General features: G+C 69.6%; 26 protein-coding genes and 1 other RNA gene. 18 read left to right on the top strand and 9 right to left on the bottom strand.

Features of this window, described 5'->3' with window-relative positions; genetic code table 11:
* Nucleotides 1–65: 65 nt before the first annotated feature.
* Nucleotides 66–2,939 (top strand): preprotein translocase subunit SecA, encoded by a 2,874-nt coding sequence (secA, locus tag ACIBQZ_RS10600; protein WP_396088286.1) that lies wholly within the window; start codon nt 66–68, stop codon nt 2,937–2,939.
* A gap of 142 nt (nt 2,940–3,081) precedes the next feature.
* On the opposite strand, the gene ACIBQZ_RS10595 is transcribed toward secA, so the two are convergent.
* From ACIBQZ_RS10595 to ACIBQZ_RS10585, 3 genes are all read right to left on the bottom strand, one after another.
* Nucleotides 3,082–3,453, bottom strand: a complete 372-nt coding sequence (locus tag ACIBQZ_RS10595) for an Rv3235 family protein (protein WP_396088285.1) — start codon at nt 3,451–3,453, stop codon at nt 3,082–3,084.
* 305 nt (nt 3,454–3,758) lie between these two features.
* Entirely contained in the window at nt 3,759–3,986 is a 228-nt protein-coding gene (locus tag ACIBQZ_RS10590) for a helix-turn-helix transcriptional regulator (protein ID WP_396088283.1), read from the bottom strand.
* Between the two features lie 39 nt (nt 3,987–4,025).
* Entirely contained in the window at nt 4,026–4,496 is a 471-nt protein-coding gene (locus ACIBQZ_RS10585; RefSeq protein ID WP_396088281.1) for an Lrp/AsnC family transcriptional regulator, read from the bottom strand.
* Between the two features lie 93 nt (nt 4,497–4,589).
* Between ACIBQZ_RS10585 and ACIBQZ_RS10580 the strand changes: the two genes are divergently transcribed.
* Both ACIBQZ_RS10580 and ACIBQZ_RS10575 read left to right on the top strand, forming a co-directional pair.
* Complete coding sequence (locus tag ACIBQZ_RS10580; protein ID WP_396088280.1) at nt 4,590–5,009, top strand: rhodanese-like domain-containing protein; 420 nt, start codon at nt 4,590–4,592, stop codon at nt 5,007–5,009.
* A 97-nt stretch (nt 5,010–5,106) separates the two neighbouring features.
* The gene (locus ACIBQZ_RS10575; RefSeq protein WP_396088396.1) at nt 5,107–5,610 is read left to right on the top strand and encodes a DUF6912 family protein; all 504 of its coding nucleotides are present in this window, start codon (nt 5,107–5,109) and stop codon (nt 5,608–5,610) included.
* Between the two features lie 4 nt (nt 5,611–5,614).
* Here ACIBQZ_RS10575 and ACIBQZ_RS10570 read toward each other — a convergent pair whose 3' ends face one another.
* Nucleotides 5,615–6,613 carry a hypothetical protein gene (locus ACIBQZ_RS10570; protein WP_396088279.1) on the bottom strand — a complete coding sequence of 333 codons (999 nt, stop codon included), beginning with the start codon at nt 6,611–6,613 and terminating at the stop codon, nt 5,615–5,617.
* Between the two features lie 127 nt (nt 6,614–6,740).
* Here ACIBQZ_RS10570 and pruA point away from each other — a divergent pair, with 127 nt between their 5' ends.
* From pruA to ssrA, 9 genes are all read left to right on the top strand, one after another.
* The gene (gene pruA, locus ACIBQZ_RS10565; RefSeq protein ID WP_396088278.1) at nt 6,741–8,369 is read left to right on the top strand and encodes an L-glutamate gamma-semialdehyde dehydrogenase; all 1,629 of its coding nucleotides are present in this window, start codon (nt 6,741–6,743) and stop codon (nt 8,367–8,369) included.
* 256 nt (nt 8,370–8,625) lie between these two features.
* Nucleotides 8,626–9,141, top strand: coding sequence for a PadR family transcriptional regulator (locus ACIBQZ_RS10560; RefSeq protein WP_125809187.1), 516 nt, complete (start codon nt 8,626–8,628; stop codon nt 9,139–9,141).
* A 66-nt stretch (nt 9,142–9,207) separates the two neighbouring features.
* On the top strand, nt 9,208–10,320 hold the full coding sequence (gene prfB / locus ACIBQZ_RS10555; RefSeq protein ID WP_396088277.1) for a peptide chain release factor 2: 1,113 nt from the start codon (nt 9,208–9,210) through the stop codon (nt 10,318–10,320).
* 163 nt (nt 10,321–10,483) lie between these two features.
* The gene (gene ftsE, locus ACIBQZ_RS10550; protein WP_023358989.1) at nt 10,484–11,164 is read left to right on the top strand and encodes a cell division ATP-binding protein FtsE; all 681 of its coding nucleotides are present in this window, start codon (nt 10,484–10,486) and stop codon (nt 11,162–11,164) included.
* 64 nt (nt 11,165–11,228) lie between these two features.
* Nucleotides 11,229–12,104, top strand: a complete 876-nt coding sequence (gene ftsX, locus ACIBQZ_RS10545; protein ID WP_396088276.1) for a permease-like cell division protein FtsX — start codon at nt 11,229–11,231, stop codon at nt 12,102–12,104.
* Between the two features lie 120 nt (nt 12,105–12,224).
* The gene (locus ACIBQZ_RS10540; RefSeq protein WP_396088275.1) at nt 12,225–13,490 is read left to right on the top strand and encodes a M23 family metallopeptidase; all 1,266 of its coding nucleotides are present in this window, start codon (nt 12,225–12,227) and stop codon (nt 13,488–13,490) included.
* A 76-nt stretch (nt 13,491–13,566) separates the two neighbouring features.
* Entirely contained in the window at nt 13,567–14,043 is a 477-nt protein-coding gene (smpB, locus tag ACIBQZ_RS10535) for an SsrA-binding protein SmpB (RefSeq protein WP_396088273.1), read from the top strand.
* Between the two features lie 46 nt (nt 14,044–14,089).
* Entirely contained in the window at nt 14,090–14,761 is a 672-nt protein-coding gene (locus tag ACIBQZ_RS10530) for a cellulose binding domain-containing protein (RefSeq protein ID WP_396088272.1), read from the top strand.
* Between the two features lie 54 nt (nt 14,762–14,815).
* Nucleotides 14,816–15,191: a transfer-messenger RNA gene (gene ssrA, locus ACIBQZ_RS10525) on the top strand.
* Nucleotides 15,192–15,235: 44 nt separating this feature from the next.
* On the opposite strand, the gene ACIBQZ_RS10520 is transcribed toward ssrA, so the two are convergent.
* Nucleotides 15,236–15,508: a Txe/YoeB family addiction module toxin gene (locus ACIBQZ_RS10520; RefSeq protein ID WP_396088271.1), complete on the bottom strand. Its 273-nt coding sequence runs from the start codon at nt 15,506–15,508 to the stop codon at nt 15,236–15,238.
* A complete protein-coding gene (locus tag ACIBQZ_RS10515; RefSeq protein ID WP_396088270.1) occupies nt 15,505–15,795 on the bottom strand; it encodes a type II toxin-antitoxin system Phd/YefM family antitoxin in 291 nt (96 codons plus the stop codon). Before ACIBQZ_RS10515 ends, ACIBQZ_RS10520 begins: the two co-directional genes overlap by 4 nt.
* 214 nt (nt 15,796–16,009) lie before the next feature.
* Between ACIBQZ_RS10515 and ACIBQZ_RS10510 the strand changes: the two genes are divergently transcribed.
* From ACIBQZ_RS10510 to ACIBQZ_RS10490, 5 genes are all read left to right on the top strand, one after another.
* Nucleotides 16,010–16,669, top strand: a complete 660-nt coding sequence (locus ACIBQZ_RS10510; protein ID WP_396088269.1) for a type II toxin-antitoxin system Phd/YefM family antitoxin — start codon at nt 16,010–16,012, stop codon at nt 16,667–16,669.
* On the top strand, nt 16,666–16,917 hold the full coding sequence (locus ACIBQZ_RS10505) for a Txe/YoeB family addiction module toxin (protein WP_396088268.1): 252 nt from the start codon (nt 16,666–16,668) through the stop codon (nt 16,915–16,917). The genes ACIBQZ_RS10510 and ACIBQZ_RS10505 overlap by 4 nt, the downstream gene beginning before the upstream one ends.
* Nucleotides 16,918–17,220: 303 nt before the next feature.
* Nucleotides 17,221–18,354 carry an acyltransferase family protein gene (locus tag ACIBQZ_RS10500; RefSeq protein WP_396088267.1) on the top strand — a complete coding sequence of 378 codons (1,134 nt, stop codon included), beginning with the start codon at nt 17,221–17,223 and terminating at the stop codon, nt 18,352–18,354.
* A 31-nt stretch (nt 18,355–18,385) separates the two neighbouring features.
* Complete coding sequence (locus ACIBQZ_RS10495; protein WP_396088266.1) at nt 18,386–18,958, top strand: RNA polymerase sigma factor; 573 nt, start codon at nt 18,386–18,388, stop codon at nt 18,956–18,958.
* Nucleotides 18,955–19,764, top strand: a complete 810-nt coding sequence (locus tag ACIBQZ_RS10490) for a hypothetical protein (RefSeq protein WP_396088265.1) — start codon at nt 18,955–18,957, stop codon at nt 19,762–19,764. The genes ACIBQZ_RS10495 and ACIBQZ_RS10490 overlap by 4 nt, the downstream gene beginning before the upstream one ends.
* 12 nt (nt 19,765–19,776) lie before the next feature.
* Here ACIBQZ_RS10490 and ACIBQZ_RS10485 read toward each other — a convergent pair whose 3' ends face one another.
* The 3 genes from ACIBQZ_RS10485 to ACIBQZ_RS10475 form a co-directional block, all read right to left on the bottom strand.
* Nucleotides 19,777–20,139: a GntR family transcriptional regulator gene (locus tag ACIBQZ_RS10485; RefSeq protein ID WP_396088264.1), complete on the bottom strand. Its 363-nt coding sequence runs from the start codon at nt 20,137–20,139 to the stop codon at nt 19,777–19,779.
* On the bottom strand, nt 20,136–20,915 hold the full coding sequence (locus ACIBQZ_RS10480; protein WP_396088263.1) for a hypothetical protein: 780 nt from the start codon (nt 20,913–20,915) through the stop codon (nt 20,136–20,138). Before ACIBQZ_RS10480 ends, ACIBQZ_RS10485 begins: the two co-directional genes overlap by 4 nt.
* 77 nt (nt 20,916–20,992) lie before the next feature.
* On the bottom strand, nt 20,993–21,478 hold the full coding sequence (locus ACIBQZ_RS10475) for a MarR family winged helix-turn-helix transcriptional regulator (protein ID WP_396088262.1): 486 nt from the start codon (nt 21,476–21,478) through the stop codon (nt 20,993–20,995).
* 78 nt (nt 21,479–21,556) lie between these two features.
* On the opposite strand from ACIBQZ_RS10475, the gene ACIBQZ_RS10470 reads away from it, so the two are divergent.
* Nucleotides 21,557–22,732: an FAD-dependent monooxygenase gene (locus ACIBQZ_RS10470; protein WP_396088261.1), complete on the top strand. Its 1,176-nt coding sequence runs from the start codon at nt 21,557–21,559 to the stop codon at nt 22,730–22,732.
* Nucleotides 22,733–22,810 lie beyond the last annotated feature (78 nt).

Genomic DNA, 22,810 nt, shown 5'->3' with positions numbered 1-22,810 from the left:
GGTCACAGCCGCCCAGACAAGACGCCTACGATGGTTCGGCAGACCGTCTAGGGGAGCGTTGACCCGTGTCGATTTTGGAAAAATTCCTACGTGCCGGCGAAGGCCGTATGGTGCGTCGGCTCAAGGCGATCGCTAACGCGGTCAACTCGATCGAGGACGACTACACCGACCTCACCGACGACGAGCTGCGTGAGTGCACCGAGCAGTTCAAGGAGCGCGTCGCCGACGGTGAGTCACTCGACTCGCTGCTGGTGGAGGCGTTCGCGGTGGCCCGTGAGGGGGCCCGGCGAGTGCTCGGGCAGCGTGCGTACGACGTCCAGCTCATGGGCGGCGCCGCGCTGCACTTCGGCAACATCCCGGAGATGAAGACCGGTGAGGGCAAGACCCTGACCGGCGTGTTCCCGGCCTACCTCAACGCGTTGAGCGGCGACGGCGTGCACATCATCACGGTCAACGACTACCTGGCCCAGCGCGACGCCGAGTGGGTCGGCCGGGTGCACGTGTTCCTCGGCCTGACCGTCGGCGTGATCCTGCCGAACCGGCCGGCCGCCGAGCACCGGGCCGCTTACGAGTGCGACATCACGTACGGCACCAACAACGAGTTCGGCTTCGACTACCTGCGCGACAACATGGCGTGGTCGGCGGCCGAGCTGGTCCAGCGCGGCCACAACTACGCGATCGTCGACGAGGTGGACTCGATCCTCATCGACGAGGCCCGCACCCCGCTGATCATCTCCGGCCCCGGCGAGCACTCCGCCCGCTGGTACGGCGAGTTCGCCGCCCTGGTCGGCCGCCTGCAGAAGGGCAAGGACGGCGAGGGCGACTACGAGGTCGACGAGGCCAAGCGCACCGTCGCGGTCACCGAGCGCGGCGTCGCCCGGGTCGAGGACCGCCTCGGCATCGACAACCTGTACGAGTCGGTGAACACCCCGCTGGTGGGCTACCTGAACAACGCCATCAAGGCCAAGGAGCTCTACCGCAAGGACAAGGACTACATCGTCGACGAGAACGGCGAGGTGCTGATCGTCGACGAGTTCACCGGCCGCATCCTGCACGGCCGCCGCTACAACGAGGGCATGCACCAGGCCATCGAGGCGAAGGAAGGCGTCGAGGTCAAGCAGGAGAACCAGACCCTGGCGACCATCACGCTGCAGAACTACTTCCGGCTCTACAACAAGCTCGGCGGCATGACCGGCACGGCGCAGACCGAGGCCGGCGAGTTCAACCAGGTCTACAAGGTCGGCGTGGTGTCCATCCCGACGCACCGCCCGATGATCCGGATCGACCACCCGGACGTCATCTACAAGACCGAGAAGGCCAAGTTCAACGCGGTCATCGAGGACATCGCCGAGCGGCACGCGACCGGCCAGCCGGTCCTGGTCGGCACGGTCTCGGTGGAGAATTCCGAGATCCTCTCGACCCTGCTGCGCAAGCGCGGCATCCCGCACAGCGTGCTGAACGCCAAGTTCCACGCCCAGGAAGCCACGATCATCGCGCAGGCCGGCCGCAAGGGCGGCGTCACGGTCGCCACCAACATGGCGGGCCGCGGCACCGACATCCTGCTCGGCGGCAACCCGGAGTTCCTCGCGGCCAGCGAGCTGCGCCAGCGCGGCCTGGACCCGGTCGAGGACGCGGAGGAATACGCGAAGGCCCTCGAAGAGGTCCTGCCGAACTGGAAGGAAGCCTGCGAGGCCGAGGCCTCCGAGGTCACCGCCGCCGGCGGCCTGTACGTGCTGGGCACCGAACGGCACGACTCGCGCCGCATCGACAACCAGCTCCGCGGCCGCTCCGGCCGGCAGGGCGACCCAGGCGAGTCCCGGTTCTACCTGTCGCTGCAGGACGACCTGATGAAGCGGTTCCGCGCGGGCGCTGTCGAGGCGGTCATGGAGCGCTTCAACATCCCCGAGGACGTGCCCATCGAGTCGAAGATGGTCACCCGGCAGATCCGCAGCGCGCAGACCCAGATCGAGGGCCAGAACGCGGAGATCCGCAAGAACGTCCTCAAGTACGACGAGGTGCTGAACAAGCAGCGCATGGTCATCTACGCCGAGCGCAAGCGCGTGCTCGACGGCGAGGACATGCACGACCAGGCCCAGCACATGATCAACGACGTGGTCGCGGACTACGTCCGGGCGGCCACCTCGGACGGCTACGCCGAGGACTGGGACCTCGACCAGCTCTGGGTCAGCCTCAAGCGCCTCTACCCGGTCGCGGTCACCGTCGATGACCTCGTGGAGGAGTCCGGCGGCGAGCGCACCACCCTCGACCAGGAGTTCCTGATCGCGGAGCTGCAGAAGGACGCCCAGGCGGCGTACTCGGCCCGCGAGGAAGAACTCGGCGAGGACGCGGTCCGCGAGTTGGAGCGCCAGGTCCTGCTCGCGGTGATCGACCGCAAGTGGCGCGAGCACCTGTACGAGATGGACTACCTGCAGGAAGGCATCAGCCTGCGGGCGTACGCCCAGCGCGACCCGGTGGTCGAGTACCAGCGCGAGGGCTTCGACATGTTCAACCAGATGATGGAGGGCATCAAGGAGGAAGCGGTCGGCTTCCTCTTCAACCTCGAGGTCCAGGTCGAGGAAGCCCCCACCGTCACGGTCGACCCGTCCCAGGCGGTCCCGCTCCCGGGCGCCGAGCCGACCGTCGAGGTCCGCGCGAAGGGCCTGGGCGGGAACCGCCGCCCGCAGGCCCTGCAGTACACGGCGCCGACCATCGACGGCGAGGCCGGGGCCGGCGCTCCGCAGATCCAGCACGAGCAGCAGGCTCCCGCTCTGGGCCTCGGGTCGCCGGTGGTTCCGGCTGGGCCGGCGCATTCCTCGGCCAACCGGTCCCGGGGGTCCGGGCAGGCTGAGGCCAGCAACGGTCCGTCCCGGAATGCTCCCTGCTATTGCGGGTCCGGCAAGAAGTACAAGCGGTGCCATGGGGCGCCCGGGGCTGTTTAGCTCTTCCTGATTACGGCCTCGCGGCTTTGCCGCGGGGCCGTTTTCTTGTCCGCAACTGTCGCGCAGGCAGAAGGCGGCGGCAGGCTGGTGGGTGGAGCCCGGGGCGGCCACTGCCGGTACTGCTCGGTGGACGCCCCGGGAGCTAGATCAGGCGAAAGGTTGTCGCCAGCCAGGATTCGTTCTGTCGTTCCAGCCGGATAACCATCGCGTGGGTCTTGTCGCCGACTACCACGACCGCTGCCGCCTCCACTGCACCTTCCCGGGGTTCGCACAGTTGGAGGCGGACCACCGCCGCCGGGCGCTGGCGACTGCTGCGGCCCGTGGCTCGGGTCTGACGGGCTTCCGTCACCCGGCGGGCGCCTGCCACGCCCTGGGCCACCACCGTGGCCGCCTCGCGGGGCTGGGACAGCCGGCGGAGGTGTGCCGCCGGGCGGTAGCCGTTCAGGACCTCGATGCAGGTGCTCACGAAGCGGCGGACCGCCAGGCGGGCCTCCGTTGATGCGCCGGTCACCACCGTTCGCTTCACCGGTGGGGGTGGCGGGGGCGGCGGGGTGCGGTCGATCGGGCAGGACCAGTCGAGGGCCAGTTGGTGCGGGGTCGGCCAGGTGCGGAGGTCGCGTTCGTCGTCGAACGGGGGCTCGTGGCGGGGCGCCGGCCGCAGCCTGATCGCTGGTTGGGGACCTTGCCTCGTCACCGTGACCGTCGACATGAGCAGCCGCCAATCCTTGCGTTTGCCTTCGTTTGCCTTCGACAACGAGTGTGGCTTCGCGGATTGAGACACGTCAACGGCCGGGCCCGCGCCCTGTGGATAACCGGGTGTCAGTCCTGGTCGCGGTCGGTCAGCGGGTTCCGCTCGACCCAGCTGGCCGTTTCCTCGTACTTCTGGGCGATGTATTCCTCGAGCTTGGCGCGCTCCACGCGCCACTGGCCGCGGCCACCGATCTTGATCGCGGGGAGTTCGCCGCTGCGGACCATGTGGTAGACCTGCGAGTCCGAGACGTTCAGCTCGACCGCCACGTCGGACAGCAGCAGGAACCTGGGCTCCACGTCAGATCTCCCCACACCGTTCAGTTTGCCACCGTTTGCCTACGACGGCTGCCCCTGATCACCGGCGGCCAGCGCCCGGCCGGGCAGCGGGCTGGAGTAGACCACGCTCGTGGTCACCGCGCCCAGCCCCGAGATGCGCCCGGTGACCTCTTCCAGGTGGCGCATCGAACGGGTCAGCACCTTGAGCACGAAGCAGTCCTCGCCGGTCACGTGGTGCGCCTCGATGATCTCCGGGGTGCTGTCCAGCAGCGCGTGGAACGGCCGGTAGTTGCCCGTCGGGTAGCGCAGCCGGACCATCGCCATCACCTGGAGGCCGACCTTCTCCGGGTCCACCACCGCGCGGTAGCCGGCGATGACCCCGGTCTCCTCCAGCCGGCGGACCCGCTCGGCGACCGCGCTCGGCGACATCGCCACCGCCCGGGCCAGCTCCGCGAACGAGGCGCGGCCGTCGCGCTGCAACTCCGCCAGCAGGCGCCAGTCCGTCCGGTCGATCGTGGGATCCACGGGCATGGCCGCAAAGTACCGTTGATCTCGGCGTCGAGACAAGCTGGGGCCGTTGAGTGGCCCTGCCGGCGGCGGATCGGCCGCCCTAGCGTGATGACCATGATGAACCCGACCCGCGCCGCCGAGATCTTCGCCGAGCGTCTCGCCACCCAGACCGATGTCGCCGACGTCCGGGCCGCGCTGAGCAAGCCCGAGCCCGGCTTCGTGCTGATCGACTCGCGCTCGGCCGCCGCCTGGGCGCAGGGGCACATCCCCGGCGCCCTGCACCTGCCCACCGGCGAGATCGGCGCGCGGGCCGCCGACCTGCTCGACCCGGCCGTCCCGGTCGTCACCTACTGCTGGGGGCCCGGGTGCAACGGCGCGACCCGCGCGGCGCTTGCGCTCTCCTTGCGGGGGTACGCGGTCCGCGAGATGCTCGGCGGCGTCGAATACTGGGCGCGGGAGGGATTTCCGCTGCGCACCCCGGCCGGCGAGGTCGCCCGCGAGGCCGACCCGCTGGTAGCACCCTGCGGATGCTGAAAACACCGAAAGGGACACGACTGGCGGAACGAGCCTTCCGGTAGCCTCCGCGGCGATGTACTACGGGGACGGTCGAACCGCAGGGGGAAGAGTGCCGATCACCGATCTGGTCCGGGTCTACGTGCCGGCCACCGTACCGATGCTGGCCGAGATGCGGGCGTCCGGGCAGCTCGGCGCCGGGCCGACGGTCGCGCACGCCGTGACCCCGGCGCTGCGCGAGTGGTACGCCGAGGGCGACGAGGAGGAGCTGGAGTACGTCGCGTTCACCCGCGCCGCCCAGGCCGCGCTGCGGTTGCTGCGGCACGACTCGAAGGCACCGCGCCGGCGCGTGGTCGTCTCGGCCGACGTGGCCTCCGAGGCGCTGGTCCGCGAGGACGTCGACCTCGGCTCGAGCACGGTGCGGCTGCCGGTGGCGATCTCGCTCAAGGAGGTCGCGTCGATCCACGTCGACGGGCAGGGCGCGGCCGAGGACGTCGGCGCGGCGGCCGAGGTGGTCGAGGAGGCCCAGGCCGGCGATCCCGACGCCCAGTTCACGGTGGACAGCGCCGAGGACCACGAGCTCGAGTGGTACGCGGTGACCGAGCTCGACGAACTCGTCTGACCGCTCAGTCGTCCTGCCGCGCCGGCACGGTCTGCGGCTCGTCGGCCCGCTCAACCTCGTCGGGATCAACCGCCCGCGCCGCCCCGCCGTCGGCCGGACCCAGCGTCCGGCCGACCGCGACGATCGCCGTGAACGCGCCCACGAAGAGCACCACCAGCCCGTTGTTGAGCCGCGAGCCGCTCAGCATCTGCTGCACCGTCAGCTCCAGCTCGCTGACCTTGCCGGCCAGCTCCAGCACCCGCGACCCCGCCGTCCGGGTCAGTCCCTCGCCGACCACCAGCAGCAGCCCGGGGCCCGCGCCGGCCAGTGCGTACAGCGGCCAGCGCAGGTCGGTGCCGCGCCGGGCGCGGCGCAGCAGCCGGTACGCGATCAGGCCGCCGGCCAGGCCGCTGAGCACCGCCTGGAGCAGCCCGAACCAGCTCGCCGCGCTGGTCTGCGAGGCGGCCGTGTCGCCGGAGCCGAGCAGCGGCAGCACCATGTCCTGCAGCACGTTGAGCACGAAGCCGACCACGAAGACGGCGACCGCACCCCAGCACACCGCGGCGGTCACCCGCGGGTAGCGGAACGCGGCCAGCGCGCCGCCGATCGTCGCCGCGGCCGCGACCGTGCCGCCGACGACCGCGTACAGCCAGCCCTCGGTGTTGATCGTGATGATCGTGAGCGCGCCCAGCAGGCCGACCGCGAGGCCGGCGCCGGTCGCGACGGCGAAGCGGACGGTGACCCCCGGCCTGCGGTCGCCGCGGCTCAGGAACGCGAGCACGGCGAGCGCGACGGCCGCGCCCGCGACCAGGCTCGCGGAGACCGCCCCGGGCATCGCGTACGCGGTGGAGGTGACCTCCATCTCGGCGTCCACCCGGCCGGTGATGGTGGCCCGGGCGGACCACAGCATCGCGGCCATCCAGCTGATGCCGACGGCGGCCAGCAGCACGCCCCGCGAGGGTGCCTGTTCCGCGCCGTCCTGAGCGCCTTCAGCCGCCGTGACCTCGCCGTCCGCCTCACTCATGCGCCTCAGGGTACGCGGGCCCCCAGCGACCCGTGAGGGCCCTGGACGGCCGTTGCCCGCATGCGAGGATGGATTCCGACACACGATGTCACCACCAGGTAAAACCCACGAGGTTGAGGAGTACGTGATGGACGCCCTGTTTGCCGTGCCGGAGCCGCACAACGAGCCGGTGCGCAGTTACGCGCCGGGCAGCCCGGAGCGGGCCTCGCTGCGGACGCGGCTGGACGCGATGGCCGGCGAGCGCCCGGACCTCACCATGACGATCGGGGGCGAGCGCCGGCTGGGCGGCGGCGAGCCGATCGAGGTGGTGCAGCCGCACAAGCGTCACCACGTGCTCGGCGTCACCGGCAACGCCACGCACGAGGACGCCGCCGCCGCGGTGGCCGCCGCCAAGCGGGCCGCACCGGGCTGGCGCGCCCTGCCGTTCAGCGAGCGTGCCGCGGTCTTCCTGCGCGCCGCCGAGCTGCTGGCCGGCGGCTGGCGCGACACGCTCAACGCGGCCACCATCCTGGGCCAGTCGAAGTCGGTCCAGCAGGCCGAGATCGACGCCGCCTGCGAACTGATCGACTTCCTGCGCTTCAACGTCGCGTTCGGCGAGAAGATCCTCGGTGAGCAGCCGCAGTCCTCCCCGGGGGTGTGGAACCGCTTCGACCACCGCCCGCTCGAGGGCTTCGTCTACGCGATCACCCCGTTCAACTTCACCGCCATCGCCGGCAACCTGCCCTCGGCGCCGGCGCTGATGGGCAACACCGTGGTCTGGAAGCCGTCGCCGACCCAGCAGCTCGCCGCGCACTTCACCATGCGGCTGTTCGAGGCGGCCGGGCTGCCGCCGGGCGTGATCAACATGGTCACCGGGGACGGCCTGGCCGTGTCCGACGTGGTGCTGGCCGACCGGGACCTGGCCGGTATCCACTTCACCGGCTCCACGGCCACCTTCCGGCACCTGTGGCGCGAGGTCGGGGCGAACATCGACCGCTACCGGTCGTACCCGCGGCTGGTGGGGGAGACCGGCGGCAAGGACTTCGTGTTCGCGCACGCCAGCGCCGACGTGGACATGCTGCACACCGCGCTGCTCCGCGGCGCCTACGAGTACCAGGGCCAGAAGTGCTCGGCCGCGGCCCGGGCCTACGTGCCCCGCTCCATCTGGGAGGGCGGCCTGCGGGACCGGCTGGCGGCCTCGGTCTCGACGATCCGGTACGGCGACGTCACCGACCTGTCCACCTTCGGCGGCGCGGTGATCGACGGCCGGGCGTTCGCCAAGCACGCCGCGGCGCTCGACCGGATCAAGAACAGCGCCTCCTGCACCGTGCTGGCGGGCGGTACGGCCGACGACAGCGAGGGCTGGTTCGTCGCGCCGACCCTGGTGGAGTCCACCGATCCGGCGCACGAGGTGTTCACGACCGAGTACTTCGGGCCGATCCTCGGCGTGCACGTCTACCAGGACGCGTCCTTCGCCGACGCCGTCGCCCAGGCCGAGTCCGTGTCGCCGTACGCGCTCACCGGCTCCATCTTCGCCACCGACCGCTCGGTCGTGGACTGGGCCGCCACCGCCCTGCGCGACGCGGCGGGCAACTTCTACATCAACGACAAGCCGACCGGGGCGGTCGTGGGGCAGCAGCCCTTCGGCGGGGCCCGGGGCAGCGGCACCAACGACAAGGCCGGCTCGGTGCTGAACCTGCACCGGTGGGTGTCGCCGCGCACGATCAAGGAGACCTTCGAGGCCCCGACGTCCTGGCAGTATCCCCATATGGGTTGATTGTGGCTGTTTGCAGGCCGTTGCGTTTTCTTCACGCGGCGGCCTGCCGTCTTTAGAGGGGTTGCCGACCTGCAGCGCCGTCTGACCGTTTTCGTGAACCATTTTACCTCGTGACAGCCCCGCGCACCGGCAAAACGCCCGGTCCCGACCCTCGTGGTCGGACTGTCTGTGCGGGACAGTCGCTTGTGGAGACGCAAATTGGACGGATCGGGCGAAATCCTGGACGCGGGGACGACAAAGTGGCAGCTTAGAAGGCATGCCCGACTCTCAAATCAATCCCACGGCTGCCGCCCTTCTGGGCCTGCTCCACGAGGGCCCGATGACCGGTGGACAGCTCATGGCGGCTGCCGAACGCCGCCTCGGGCCGTACTGGTCGATGACGCGGAGCCAGGTCTACCGCGAATTGCCCGTGCTGGCCGAGATGGGCTTCGTCCGCCTCGGCAAGCCCGGGCCCCGGTCCAGCCAGCCCTACGCCATCACCGCCAGCGGCAAGCGTGCCTTCAGTCGCTGGCTCGCCGAGTCGCCAGGCCGCGACGCGATCCGTAACCCGGTCGCGCTGCGGGTGGCCTTCGGCCAGCAACATTCCGGCAACCAGCTCAAGACGCTCTACACCGGTGCCAACGAGTACCACTCGGAGGCCCTGGCGATGGCTCGGGAGCAGGCCAAGGAGGCCAAGAAGGCGGGCGACGCGTACGGCGCGGCGGCCCTGGAGTTCGCTGTCGCGTACCACAAGGCGGCCCTGAGCTGGCTGAAGGTCGCCCCGGCCGAGTAGCACCGATATTCCGAAGTACCGGCCGCCCGGCCGGTTGACCGGCCGGGCGGCGTATTCTCGACAGTCGTGAGTGCAGCCGACTTTCCCGAACAGCTCAAAGCCCTCGACGCCACCCTGCGCAACATCGAGAACGTCCTCGACGTGGACAAGCTGCGCCGAGACCGCGCGGAGCTGGAGGAGCAGGCCTCCGCGCCCGACCTCTGGGACGACCAGGCGCGGGCACAGGAGGTCAACTCCCGGCTGTCCTACCTGACCGGCGAGATCCACCGCCTGGAGCGGCTGCGCGGCCGGATCGACGACGCCGAGCTCCTGCTCGAGATGGCCAACGACGCCGAGGACGAGGAGTCCGTGGCCGAGGTGGGCCGCGAGCTCATCTCGCTCAGCAAGGCCGTCGAGGAGATGGAGGTCCGCACCCTGCTCTCCGGCGAGTACGACTCGCGGGAGGCCGTCGTGGCCATCCGCGCGGGCGCCGGCGGCGTGGACGCGGCCGACTTCGCCGAGATGCTGATGCGGATGTACCTGCGCTGGGCCGAGCGCCACGGCTACCCGACCGAGGTCTACGAGACCTCGTACGCCGAGGAGGCAGGCCTCAAGTCCGCGACCTTCGCCGTCAAGGTCCCGTACGCCTACGGCACGCTCAGCGTGGAGTCCGGCACCCACCGGCTGGTCCGGATCAGCCCGTTCGACAACCAGGGCCGGCGGCAGACCAGCTTTGCCGGCGTCGAGGTGATGCCGGTGGTTGAACAGACCGACCATATCGACATTCCGGACAACGAGCTGCGGGTGGACGTCTACCGTTCGTCCGGGCCTGGTGGACAGAGCGTTAACACCACGGACTCGGCTGTGCGCCTCACGCACATTCCGACGGGCATCGTGGTGACGTGTCAGAACGAGAAATCTCAGCTCCAGAACAAGGCCTCCGCGATGCGGGTGCTCCAGGCGCGACTGCTCGAACGCAAGCGTCAGGAGGAGGAGGCGAAGATGGCCGGCCTCAAGCAGGACACCACCGGATCGTGGGGCGACCAGATGCGCAGCTACGTCCTGCACCCGTACCAGATGGTCAAGGATCTGCGCACTGAGCAGGAGACGGGCAACCCGAGCTCGGTCTTCGACGGTGAGCTCGACGAGTTCATCGAGGCCGGCATCCGGTGGCGCAAGCAGACCCAGATCAAGGGCTGAGCCGGGGCCGACACGCCGCCTGAACGAACGGTCAGGCGGCGTCGCCGGACCGGTGTTCCGGAGCGCCCGCGCGGGGGAGGGAAGCCTCGTCGGCACCGGATGTGCCAAAATCCAGTGACCGCCGGACTTGGCGTTTCCGTTACACCGCGTAGACTCTCGACCCGTGATTCAGCTTGAGAACGTGACTAAGACGTATCCGAAGGCGTCTCGGCCGTCGCTGGACGATGTCAGCGTCGGAATCGAGAAGGGTGAGTTCGTCTTCTTCATCGGCCCCTCCGGTTCCGGCAAGTCGACGATCATCAAGCTTCTGCTGCACGAGGTGGCCCCCTCGCGCGGCAAGGTCGTGGTGAACGCGAAGGATGTCACCACCATGCGGTCGTGGAAGATCCCGCACTTCCGGCGCTCCATCGGATGTGTGTTCCAGGACTTCCGCCTGCTGCCCAACCGCACCGCGTACGAGAACGTGGCGTTCGCCCTCGAGGTGATCGGCAAGACCAAGGCCGTCGCCCGCCGGGTGGTGCCCGAGGTTCTCGAACTCGTCGGTCTGGGCGGCAAGGAGCACCGCTACCCCCATGAGCTCTCGGGCGGTGAGCAGCAGCGGGTCGCCGTGGCCCGGGCCTTCGTCAACCGGCCGCTGATCCTGCTGGCCGACGAGCCCACGGGAAACCTCGACCCCGACACCTCCATCGAGATCATGCGGCTGCTGGACCGGATCAACCGGACCGGCACGACGGTCGTGATGGTCACCCACGACTCCAACATCGTCAACCAGATGCGCCGCCGGGTCATCGAGATCGAGAGCGGACGGATCGTCCGCGACCAGGCCCGAGGCGTGTACGGCTGACCGGCCGGGCCCCGCCCCCACACTGCATCTGATGTAAGCCGCGGAGTCCCGGAAGGAACCCCCGATGCGTTTCAAGTACGTCCTCAACGAGGTGCTGGTCGGCCTGTGGCGCAACGTCACGATGACCATCGCCATGATCATCACGATGTCGGTCTCCCTGACCATGCTCGGCGCCAGCGTGCTGATGTACATGCAGGTCGACCAGATGAAGAACTACTACTACGGGGAGATCCAGGTCTCGATCTTCCTCCGCGAGGACGTCAGCGAGGCCCAGCGCACCGCGATCAACCAGGCGATCGACACCGACCCCCTGGTGCTCAGCAAGACCTACGAGACGCGGGCCGAGGCGTTCGAGAAGTTCAAGGTGCTCTGGCGGGACTCGCCCGACTTCGTGAAGTCGGTCGGCCCGGACAGCCTGCCCGAGTCGTTCCGGGTCAAGCTCAAGGACCCGGAGCAGTACCAGGTCTTCGCCGAGAACATCAAGGGTCTGCCGGGCATCCAGGACATCGTCGACCAGCGGGAGTTGCTGGAGAAGGTCTTCAAGATCTTCAGCGCGATCCAGGTGGGAGCGTTGGTGGTCGCGAGCTTCATGGCGTTGGCGGCGCTGTTGCTGGTCGGTAACACCATTCAGGTGGCCGCCTACAGCAAGCGTCGCGAGGTCGCGGTCATGAAGCTGGTGGGCGCCTCCAACTGGTTCATCCAGGCGCCGTTCGTGCTCGAGGCGGTGGTGGCCGGCCTGATCGGCGCGATCCTCGGCTTCGTGTTCATCTTCATCGGCAAGGTCGTGCTGCTGGACGGCCGATTGCAGGCCCTGACGAACGTGCTCACGCCGATCCCCGACGGGAACGTGTGGCTGATGTTGCCGCTGCTGGCCGGCGTCGGCGCCGGCGTCAGCGCGATCACCGCCTGGGTCACCCTGCGGTTCTACCTGAAGGTCTGACCTGTTTCGTGACGATCGCCGCGCGCCTCCCGAGGGGGGATGCGCGGCGATCGTCTTTTTCGGGCGGTTAGCCGCCTAACTCGTGAATTGTCACGGATAGTCGGAGTACGGTGACTCTTCGTGGAGTCCTCTAGTCGTCGACCTGGCCGGTTTCCCGCCGCACTCAGCACCGGTCTGAGCGTGCTCTGCGCCGCCGCGGTGGTGCTCTCCGCACCGGGTTCCGGCTTCGCCGCTCCCGGGGATGACGCCAAGCGTGCCGGGCGGGCGGTGGACCGGGCCGAGGCGATCCTCGAGCACGCCACCGCGACCGCCCGCAACGCCGCGCGCCGCCTGGAAGCCGCCACGTCCGCGCTGCCCGAGGCCCAGAAGAGGGTCGCCACCAGCAGCGGTCTCGTCGCCGCGGCCTCGGTGCAGGCGGCCACCGCCCGGCGTAAGGCCGACGCCGCCCGCGCGTCCTACCGCGTGATCGCCGGCCGGTTCGCGCAGGCCCAGGAGCACGTCGTCGAGGCGCGCGACCGGGTCGACGGGATCGCCGCCGCCTCCTACATGGGCGGCAACTTCGCCACCCTCAACGTGCTGGTCGGCGCCCGCGGGCCACAGGACGCCATGGACCGGCTCGGCCTCGTCGACCAGGTCATGCAGAAGCAGCAGGAGAGCGTCGACGCCTACCTGGGGGCGCGGCGCACCGCCCGTACCGAACAGGACCGGGCCGGGCTCGCCAAGCGGGCGGCCGAGGACGCCGAGCGGGAGGCCGTCGCGAGGCTCACGGCCGCCAAGGACGCGCGGACGGCCGCGCAGCGGGCCCGCGCCGCGGTGATCCGGCTGGCGCAGAGCCGCCGCTCCGCGCTGATCGTCGCCCGCTCGCAGCGCTCCGCGGTGCTGGCCAAGTACGAGGCCGCCAAGGCCGAGGAGGCCCGGATCCAGCGCGCGCTGCGCGACTGGGACGACAAGAGCGGCGACGGCGGCGACTACGTCGGCGGCAACCTGCGGATGCCGGTGCACGGCTGGAAGTCGAGCAGCTTCGGCAACCGCTACGACCCCTACTACCGGGTCTGGCAGCTGCACGCGGGCACCGACTTCGCCGCCGGCGGCGGCACCCCGATCCACGCGGCGGCCGGTGGCCGGGTCAGCCAATCCGGCTGGTACGGCGGGTACGGCAACTACACCTGCATCAACCACGGCAAGCGCGGCGGCCGCAGCTTCTCCACCTGCTACGGCCACCAGTCCAAGATCCTGGTGTCCGACGGCGAGTACGTGCGGCGCGGCGAGGTGATCGGGCGGGTCGGCACCACGGGCGCCTCCACCGGCTACCACCTGCACTTCGAGACGCGCTTCGACGGCGTACCGCGGGACCCGCTCAACTATTTACCCGGATGCCTCTGCTGACTGTCCGCGCGTACCATGGGAAGGGTCCGGCCGACGGCCGGGCCTTTTCTTTTGGCCAATTGCAGGGAGCGCACCGATGCCACGCGAACAGGGGCGCAAGGTCGTGGCCTCGAACCGCAAGGCTCGGCACGACTACGCCATCCTCGACACCTACGAGGCCGGCATGGTGCTGACCGGAACCGAGGTCAAATCGCTGCGAGCCGGCCGGTCGTCGCTGGTCGACGCGTTCGGCCACGAGCACAACGGCGAGATCTTCCTGCACGGGATGCACATCCCGGAGTACACCCAGGGCACCTGGACCAACCACGAGCCGCGCCGGGTGCGCAAGCTGCTGCTGCACCGCGAAGAGATCCACAAGATGATGGGCAAGCTGCGCGAGGACGGCCTCACCCTGGTGCCGCTCGCGGTCTACTTCGACAACGGGTACGCCAAGGTCGAGCTCGGGTTGGCCAAGGGCAAGAAGGCGTACGACAAACGCCAGGACCTCGCCGCCCGAGATGCCCAAAAAGAGATCAACAAAGCCCTGGGCCGCCGCGCCAAGGGCATGGACTGACCGGTAGTGTCGCCGCGGCCCACCCCGTCGCGCGAAGGGACCGCAGTTGCCCGGCAAGCACACCACCGTCTTCCCCCTGCGCCGGTACGGCTTCATCGGCGGAGCCGCGACGCTGCTGGTCGTCCTGGTCTCCTGGGTGGCGGTCCGGGCTGTCGGACCCACGGAGCCGGACACCCGGATCCCGCTGATGGTCCAGCCGACGGTGCCCCTCGCGGCGGGCGCCGGCCCGTCGCTGATCCCGTCGGCACTGGCCTCGTCCTCGCCCACACCGTCCGCGTCGCCCTCGTCCTCGCCCTCCCGCTCGGCCTCGCCCTCGCCCTCGCCGAGCCCGTCGCGCACGACGGCCGCACCGAAGCCGACCACCAAGCCGGCGCCCCGCAAGACCACGCCGCCCGCACCGGCCAACGCCTTCACCGGCACCTACGCGACCGGCGGAAGCTGGGAACGGGGCTTCATCGGCGCGGTCACGGTGACGAACAAGAGCGGCCCGGCCCGCACCTGGACGGTCCGGATCAGCTACCCCGACAACGCGGGCGTCCGCCTCGGCAACGTCTGGAACGCCACCCTCGACCGCCAGGGCAACACGTTCGTCCTGACCGGCGGCCCGCTCGCCCCGGGCGCCGCGACCACCCTGGGCTTCGAGGCGTCGAAGCAGGTCAGAGACCGAATCCAGCCCACCTCCTGCACCGTCGACGGCACGCCCTGCCGGCTGAGCTGATACCGGAATGAACTCCTGGCCGGGACGCGTTAGAGTTGAGCGGTACACCAACTGGGGGGTGACTGGTTTCGACTTCGTACGTGGAGACAGGGGAAGCGAGCCGAGGAAGCCGACGTCGTCTCGAGAATCGGTCGTCGGAAAACAATAAGCGCCGATAACAATCGCGCTGAGTTCGCTCTCGCCGCCTGAGGCGAGTAGCGACTCTGTCGGGCTGAGAACACCTTCGTCTCAGACTTCCGGCATCAGCTAGAAGGTTGGCCAACCGGTCCCGGTCGCGGGGACCGCACGGCGAGATTAATCTGCGACTGGGCCCGTCACGGCATCTTGCTCACGTGAAAGCCGGGGCCGAGTAGAGGCATAGTGAGCTGCGCTCGGAGAAGCCCTGACAAAACAACGAAGGACCCGGGTTCGATTCCCGGCACCTCCACTGCCGCAGCGTCGGCCGTGTCGCCACTGGCGACACGGCCGACGCTGTCATTTGTCGAGGTAGTGGCCGTGGCAGGCGGCAATCTCCAAGTCGTTGCCGCGGACTCGGTAGATCAACCTGTGCTCATCGTTGATACGACGGGAAGACCAACCGGACAGCGGGCCTTTCAGCATCTCTGGCTTGCCGATCCCGGTTCCGTGCGGATCTCTCTGAACATCGATGATCAGCTTGTTGATGCGACGGGCCATCTTCAGGTCGCGGCGTAGCCAGCCGTCGTAGTCCTGCCAAGCGTTGGGCGTGAAAACGATGCGTAAGCTCACAACGCTTCCTTGCCGGAGTCGGGAGCGGCGGGGTCGGAGTCGAGCAGCGGGTGCTCTTCGAGTAGGCCGGCGTCAGCCTGCGCGATGCTCTCCAGCAGGCGGCGAGCGTTCGACGCCGAGCCGAGGACATGCAATGTCTCGTTCATGGCGTTCCACTCGTCGAGCGAGACGATCACGACCGCTTTGCCGCCGCCGCGAGGGATGACGCACTCTTCGGCGTCGTCGATCACCATGTCCACGACGGCTGCGAAGTTCTTGCGGACGTCGCTGATTGTCAGCACCTTCATGGTGGCTCCTCAAGCTCCGGCATGACGTACGTCTGAGCGTACGTCTGAGCGTACGTCTGAGCGTACGTCAGGGTAAACTGCTCGGGTCGGCCGGGCCCGACTCGCTGAGGCCGCACGGAGTCTGCGTACACCGTCCGCAGGGTTCAAGTCGGCGGCGGTCGTTGTAGCCCGTCAAGTCACACCCGCCGAGGTCAGGCTCATCGGTTGGCGCATCGTGTCGGACGAGCTTGGCGAGTGCGGCCCGCAGCTCTGTGACCTGGCCGGCGAGGTTCAAGTAAGCCCTCGTTACCGCCACTGCAAGATCATGGATGTGGCGCCGACAGAAGGTCGGCGCCACATCCATGTGCAGCGGCGTCAGGGCCGGTGTCGACGGTTTCGGTCGATCGACTGTCCGTCGGCGCCGTTGAAGAAGCGCCACCCGTTCGTCTCGGGCGCTGCCGGGCGGGATTTTGTCCATGTCCACCTCGGAGGTTTTCTCGGGATCCGGGGGCCGGTCTCGGTGGCTCGCTCGCGTCGTGATCCTGAAGGTTGGATGGCAAGGGACGCGGACGAGGGTAAGGTGGTACCAGGTTTTGGTACAACCGTGGGGAGTCTGGCGATGGCGCTGTCTGCGAGTGAGGCGCGGAAGCGACTCTTTCCGTTGATCGAGCAGGTCAACGACGACGAAGAGGCAGTCGAGATCGTCTCGAAGTCGGGCACGGCCTTTCTTGTGCCTGAGCAATTGTGGCGGTCATTGGTGGAGACGCGGTATCTGCTCAGATCGCCGGCAAACGCGCGGCGGCTGCTGGACAGCGTGGCCAGGGTTGAGGCTGGAGAGTTCCAGCGGCACGATCTGATCTCTGATGCGGAAGAGACGGAGCGTCGAGTGTCGTGAACGTCGCATTCGACAAGACCGGTTGGGAGGACTACACATCCTGGGCAGGTGAGCCCAAGATGCTTCGCCGCGTCAATCGGATGATCGAGGAAGCGTTGCGCGACCCGGGGCAGGGGATCGGGAAGCCGGAGCGACTGACCGAGAACCTCAGCGGATACTGGTCGCGGCGGATCACCGACGAGCATCGGCTCGTCTACACCGTCCGCGGGGAGAACCTGATCATCGTTCAGGCGCGCTATCACTACTGAGCAAGGGTTCGCGTCGAGCCTCGCGGTCGATGGCCGCACTGGAGGTTCTGGACTGCCGGATAACGGCCCCCGTGAAGGCGGCGCGGAGCTCAAGTAAGCGACAGCAGCTCCTGAGGTCTCTGAGGCCCTCCGGTCCGCGGAAGCGCGGACCGGGGGGCCTCGTCACGTCTGCTCGGCGCCGCGATCGGTGTGGTGACCCGGCCGGGTGGTTCGACGGATCACTGCTCCCGGTGTAGCCGATCCCGCCGCGCCGCACATGTATCTCCCGGATGCCCCCTGCATCCCGGAGACAGGAGCTTGCCCATGGCGCTGGCCATCGAAGACCGGGCGGATGCCGCGATTCCCGTCCGCCCTGCCGCAGAACACCGGCCCACGCGCCTGCTCGCGCTCGACGGACTTCGATTGGTGTGTGCGCTCGCGGTGGCGGGCTATCACTTCGGCGACTCGTGGCGGCTGGACGGGGTGCGCCCGCCCGCCCACTTTCTCCCGGACGCCGCTCCGGTGCTGATCTACGGCTTCCTCGGGGTCGAGGTCTTCTTCCTGATCAGCGGTTTCGTGATCTGCATGAGCGGATGGGGGCAGACCGTACGCGGGTTCGTGGCCTCCCGGGTGGCCCGGTTGTATCCCGCGTTCTGGATCGGTGTGGTCGGGACGGCCGTCGTGGTCGCGGTGCTGCCGGTGACCGCCGGGGTTCCCGTCTCCGGCGTGCCGACCGTGCGCGCCGTCGCGGTCAATCTGACCATGCTGGCCGAGCCGCTGAACACGCCACTGGTCGACACGGTGTACTGGACCCTGTGGGTGGAGCTGCGGTTCTACCTGATCGTCGCCTGCCTCATCGGCGCCGGGCTGACCGACCGGCGGATGCGGGTGTTCGGCACGGGATGGCTGATTGTGGCCGTCGTCCTGCCCGCGTTCCCCGGTGCGTTCCTGGCGGAGATCGTCATCCCCGACTTCGCGCCGTATTTCATCGCCGGGATGACGATGTTCCTCCTGCGCCGGTCTCCCTCCGACTGGCGGTTGTGGGCGCTGCTCGCCTGCTGCTGGCTGGTCAGCCTGCAACGCGTCGAGGTGCGCGCCCTCGACCTGAAACCCGGCTTCGCCGTGCCCGTCTGGCCGGCGATGGTCCTGCTCACCATCGCGTACGCGCTTCTGCTGGCCATCGCACTGGGCGCCACCGACCGGCTCGACTGGCGCTGGATGGCCACCGCCGGCGCCCTGACCTATCCGTTCTACCTGCTGCACCAGCGCATCGGCTACAGCTTGATCCGCACCGCCCACGCCCACACCGGGCTACCCGCCTGGGTGCTGATCACCGGTGCCGTCGTCGTCCTGCTGGCGGCCGCGTGGCTGGTGCACCGCCTGGTCGAACGTCCGCTCGCGCCGTTGCTGAGGCGACGTATCCTCGGCCGCCCGGATCATCTGCGACGCGACCGGTAGCAGGAGGTGCCGTGCCGGACATTCCAGGGGTATGAACCGAAGCACGGAAGATCGCGAGGCCGCCTTCCGCGAGCTGTACCAGGCGACATACGACGACCTGTTGTGTTTCGTCGAGCGCCGGGTCCACCTGGCGGTCGCGGACGACGTGGTGGCCGAGGTCTTCGTGACCGCATGGCGCCGCTTCGCGGACGTACCGGTCCCGCGCGACGAGGCGCGCGCCTGGCTGTTCGCGGTCGCCCACAACATGCTGCGCAACAGGTACCGGAGCGACAGCCGGCAGCAGAGCCTGGCGTTGCGCATCCTGCGTGAGCCGGTCACGAACGTCGGCGCCGAGGCCGAAGGCGTGGCGACCCGCATCGACCTGACGCGGGCGTGGCAGCGCCTTTCCCCCGACGACCAGCAGGTGCTCACTCTCACCGCTTTTGAGAATCTCACCGGACCGCAGGCCGCCCGGGTGCTGGGCGTCTCCCGGCCCGCGTTCAGCCTCCGGCTGCTGCGGGCCCGGCGCCGCCTGCGCCGGCACCTGCACCTGGAAGCCGTTCCCGTGATCTCCACTCGTCGCTCGACCACCACCACGACCACCGAGATCGGAACCTCCCGATGAACCTTGACCAAGCACTTCGGGACGCCGCCGAACCGGTGCCCGCACGTGTCGCAGCGGCGCCGGCGCAGGCTCTGCTTGACCGCATCGTCGCTTCGTCGACGTATCCCGTACCGGCTCCGGCCAGCCTCGGACGGGCCGCCTGGCGCCCCCGAAAGGCGGCGGTCGCGGTCCTCGCGGCCGCCGCGGTCGCGGCCACCGCCGTGCTGACGCTGCCGAACCTGGGATCCGCCGCGGCGTACGCATCCTGGACGCCGCAGCCCAGCCCGCTTGCGGCAGCCGATCGGGACGAACTCGCCGACCGGTGCGTCGCGCAGGTGGGTGGCGAGTACTCCTACCGCGAGCCGGACCGAGCCGCCCGCGTCGTCCATGGTGAGCGGCGCGGCGACTACGCGTACGTCAGTGTTGTCACTCCGGGCTGGAGCGCGTCGTGTTTCCGTGATCACGACGGGAAGCTCCGCAACGCGAGCATCATGATGGAGCCCGTCAACGCCGCGACGCTGGGCGGCACCGGCGTCGAGATGCAGGGCTGGCCGCAGATGCGGACGGAGGAGGGCTACTGCCGGCTGATGACGGGGCACGTCGGCTCCCGGGTCGTCGGCGTCGACATCACGGTTCGCGCCCGTTCCGGCGACCGCTCCCGGACCGTGCGGGCCACCGTCGAGGGGGGCTACTTCCTGGCCTGGTATCCCGAGCAACTCGACGAATCGAGCAGCAACACGACGTCGCTGTCGCTTCGGCTCGCCGACGGCGGCACGGTCGAGGGCCTGTCCGCCCGGGACCTGATGGAAGCACCCCGGGTGAACTGAGCCGAAGCCGGATCATGGCGAAGCATGACCCAGCGCTGCCTCGACGATCCGGACCGCCTCGGTGGGGTCGATGCCGACGCTGGCGATGACCGCCGCGTAGTCGCGGGCGGCGCGGTGGGCCCGCTCGCGGGCCTGCTCTCCCGCGGCCGAGACGAACGAGCCGGCCCGCCCGCGGGTCTCGATCAGCCCCGCCTCCTCCAGCTCCCGGTACGCCCGGCCGACGGTGTTCACGGCGAGGCCGAGGTCGGCCGCGAGCCGGCGGATCGTCGGCAGTCTCGCGCCGACGGCGAGCGAGCGGTCCTGGATCTGCCGCGCGAGCTGAGCCCGGAGCTGCTCGTACGGCGGCATCGGCGAAGCCGCGTCGATGACGATCATCGGGTCGCCAGGGCTCGTCGGGCTGCCGTGCCGACACCCGCCGTGCGCAGCTGGATCAGGCACAACGCGACGGCGCCCGCCACCACGAGCGCCATGGCGACGGCGTTCCACCAGCCGAGCGACTCGCCGTACAGGAAGATGGCCGGCAGCGACCACACCAGGCTGGGTGTGACGAGCGCGCGGGCGTCCTCGACCCGCATGATGACGTCGGCCGTGAGCGACGCCTCGTCGTCCGCGACGGCCGGGCTCGCCACCACCTGGCGCAGCTGCATGACGACGCCGACGCCGGCGCCGGCGAGGCTGATCAGCACGACGATCGCCCCGTTCCGCAGGTCGGAGTCCGGAACCGGGAGGACGCTCACCGCCAGCAGCACCGCGCCGGTGAAGGTGGCGACCGCGAAGACGGCATGCGGGCGGCCCAGGACCGCCGGCCAGCCGAGCTCGGCAGGGTGGGCCACCCGGCGGGTAAGTCGCGCGCCGGCCCGCCGGTCGGTCCGCCGCACCCACCAGCCGAGCAGCCGCTGCGCCGCCAGCAGCCCGGCCACCAACGCCGCCAGCACCAGCAGCCGCGGCCACGAGGACGTGCCCTCGGTGGGCAGCCCCAGCACGTGCGTGAGTGCCGCGCCCATCAGGAACGCGGCCAGCAGGACGCTGTCGATCAGCTTGGCTCGGCGCCGCACCGCCAGCCGCGCCGCGAGCAGCGGGGTCGGCTCGGCGTCGGCCAGGCCGTGCCGCTCCAGCCACCGCCCGGCCTCCATGAGATCCGCCTGGCGCATGCCATCACCTCACAATGTCGCAAGCTTTGTCTTAACACGATGAGTCATAGCATGCGACGATGTCAATCCGCCGGCGGCTACTCGTCGTCCAGGGCGCGGAGGCGGGTGGTGAGGTCGGTGGCGAAGCGGTCGAGCAGGCGTCCGAAGGTTCGGCGGTCTTCCGGCGACCAGTGCGCGAGAACGTCCCCGAGCAGGCTCAGCGCGGTCTGCAGGTAGCGGCCCACCGCCGCCGTTCCGTCCGGGGTCAGCTCGACCAGCCGGGCCCGCTGGTCGAGCGGGTCGGGGATGCGCCGGGCCAGGCCGCGCCGTTCCAGCTCGTGCACCTGGCGGGTGACGTGCGGCCCGACGACCTGCATCCGCTTGGCGATTTCGCCGACGCGGAGCGGGCTGCCTCCCATGTGCAGCGTGACCAGCACCGATATCGCGGGGCGGTCCAGGTCGGCGCCGGCGCTCTCGGTGGCGCGCTCGATGAGCCGGCTCCGGTTCATCACCGCGCCGAGCTGGCTCAGGCGGGGCAACACCGCCAGGAGGTCGAACTCTCCGTCGTCGGTGGTGTCGGTCATCACGCTCGTTTCGATACCTAAGTTAGGTATATAGTTTTCCGGGTCAGATACCTGAGGTACCTATCTGGGAGGCAAGTCATGAGCAGGGTACTCATCTCCGGCGCGAGTATCGCGGGTCCCACACTGGCGTACTGGCTGCGGCGATACGGCTTTGATGTCACGGTCGTGGAGAAGGCGGGCGCGGTCCGCGGCGGCGGCTATCCGATCGACATCCGCGGGACGGCGCTGGAGGTCGCCGACCGGATGGGGATCCTGCCGAAGCTGCGGGAGGCCCACATCCACACCCGGCGGCTCACCTTCCTGAACCCCGACGGCAGCGTGATCACCTCGGTCAAGCCGGAGGTCGTCGTCCGCGGGGTGGCGGGCCGGGACATCGAGATCCCGCGGGGCGACCTCACCGAGATCCTGTACGCCACGGTCCGCGACGATGTGGAGTTCCGGTTCGACGACAGCATCGCGTCCCTCGACCAGCGCCCGGACGGGGTCGACGTGACCTTCCGCGGCGGGGCGCAGCAAACCTTCGACCTGGTCGTCGGTGCGGACGGCCTGCACTCGAACACCCGGCGCCTGGCCTTCGGGCCCGAGGCGCCGTTTCACCGGTACCTCGGCCACTGCTTCGCCGGTTTCACCATGCCCAACGAGCGCGGCCTCTCGCACGAGGGCCTGGCCTGGAGCCGCCCCGGCCGGGGCGCGGCCCTCTATGCGGTCGGCGACCGCGAGACCGTGCACGGCTTCCTCACCTTCGCCCGGGAGGAACCGCCGTACGAGGCCTTCCGCGACCCCGAGGCGCAACGCGAGCTCGTCGCCTCGGTCTTCGCCGATGACGGGTGGGAGATCCCCCGGATGGTCGCCGCCATGCGCTCAGCCGACGATCTCTTTTTCGACGTGATCAGTCAGATCCGGATGCCCCGGTGGTCCACCGGACGGGTCGCCCTGGTCGGCGACGCCGCCTACGCCCCGTCGTTCCTGACGGGGCAAGGAACCAGCCTGGGCCTGGTCGGCGCCTACCTGCTCGCCGACGCCCTGGCGACCGGCGCGGACCATGGCACCGCCTTCGCGGCCTTCGAGAACGCCACCCGGCCGTTCGTCGAGCTGAACCAGAACCTCGTCGGCGAGGGCGACTCCACCCTCTTCCCGCGCACCGAGGAAGCCCTGGCCAAGCGCAACGAGATGCTGCGCGGCCTCGACTCCCTTCCGCCCGCCGAGGGGCGGCCCGAGCACTCGGCGCTCACCCTCCCGGGTTTCCGGGGCTGAGCGGCGCCTCCGGTCGGGCCGTCCGATTCGGCCGGTGTGCCGCCTGTCACGGTGCGCCGGCGGCCGGAATCGGCCGGG

The organism is Actinoplanes sp. NPDC049599 (assembly GCF_044465625.1).
Lineage (GTDB): Bacteria > Actinomycetota > Actinomycetes > Mycobacteriales > Micromonosporaceae > Actinoplanes.
The sequence above is the reverse complement of the archived record's forward strand: the minus strand, read 5'-3'. Positions and strand labels throughout refer to the sequence as shown.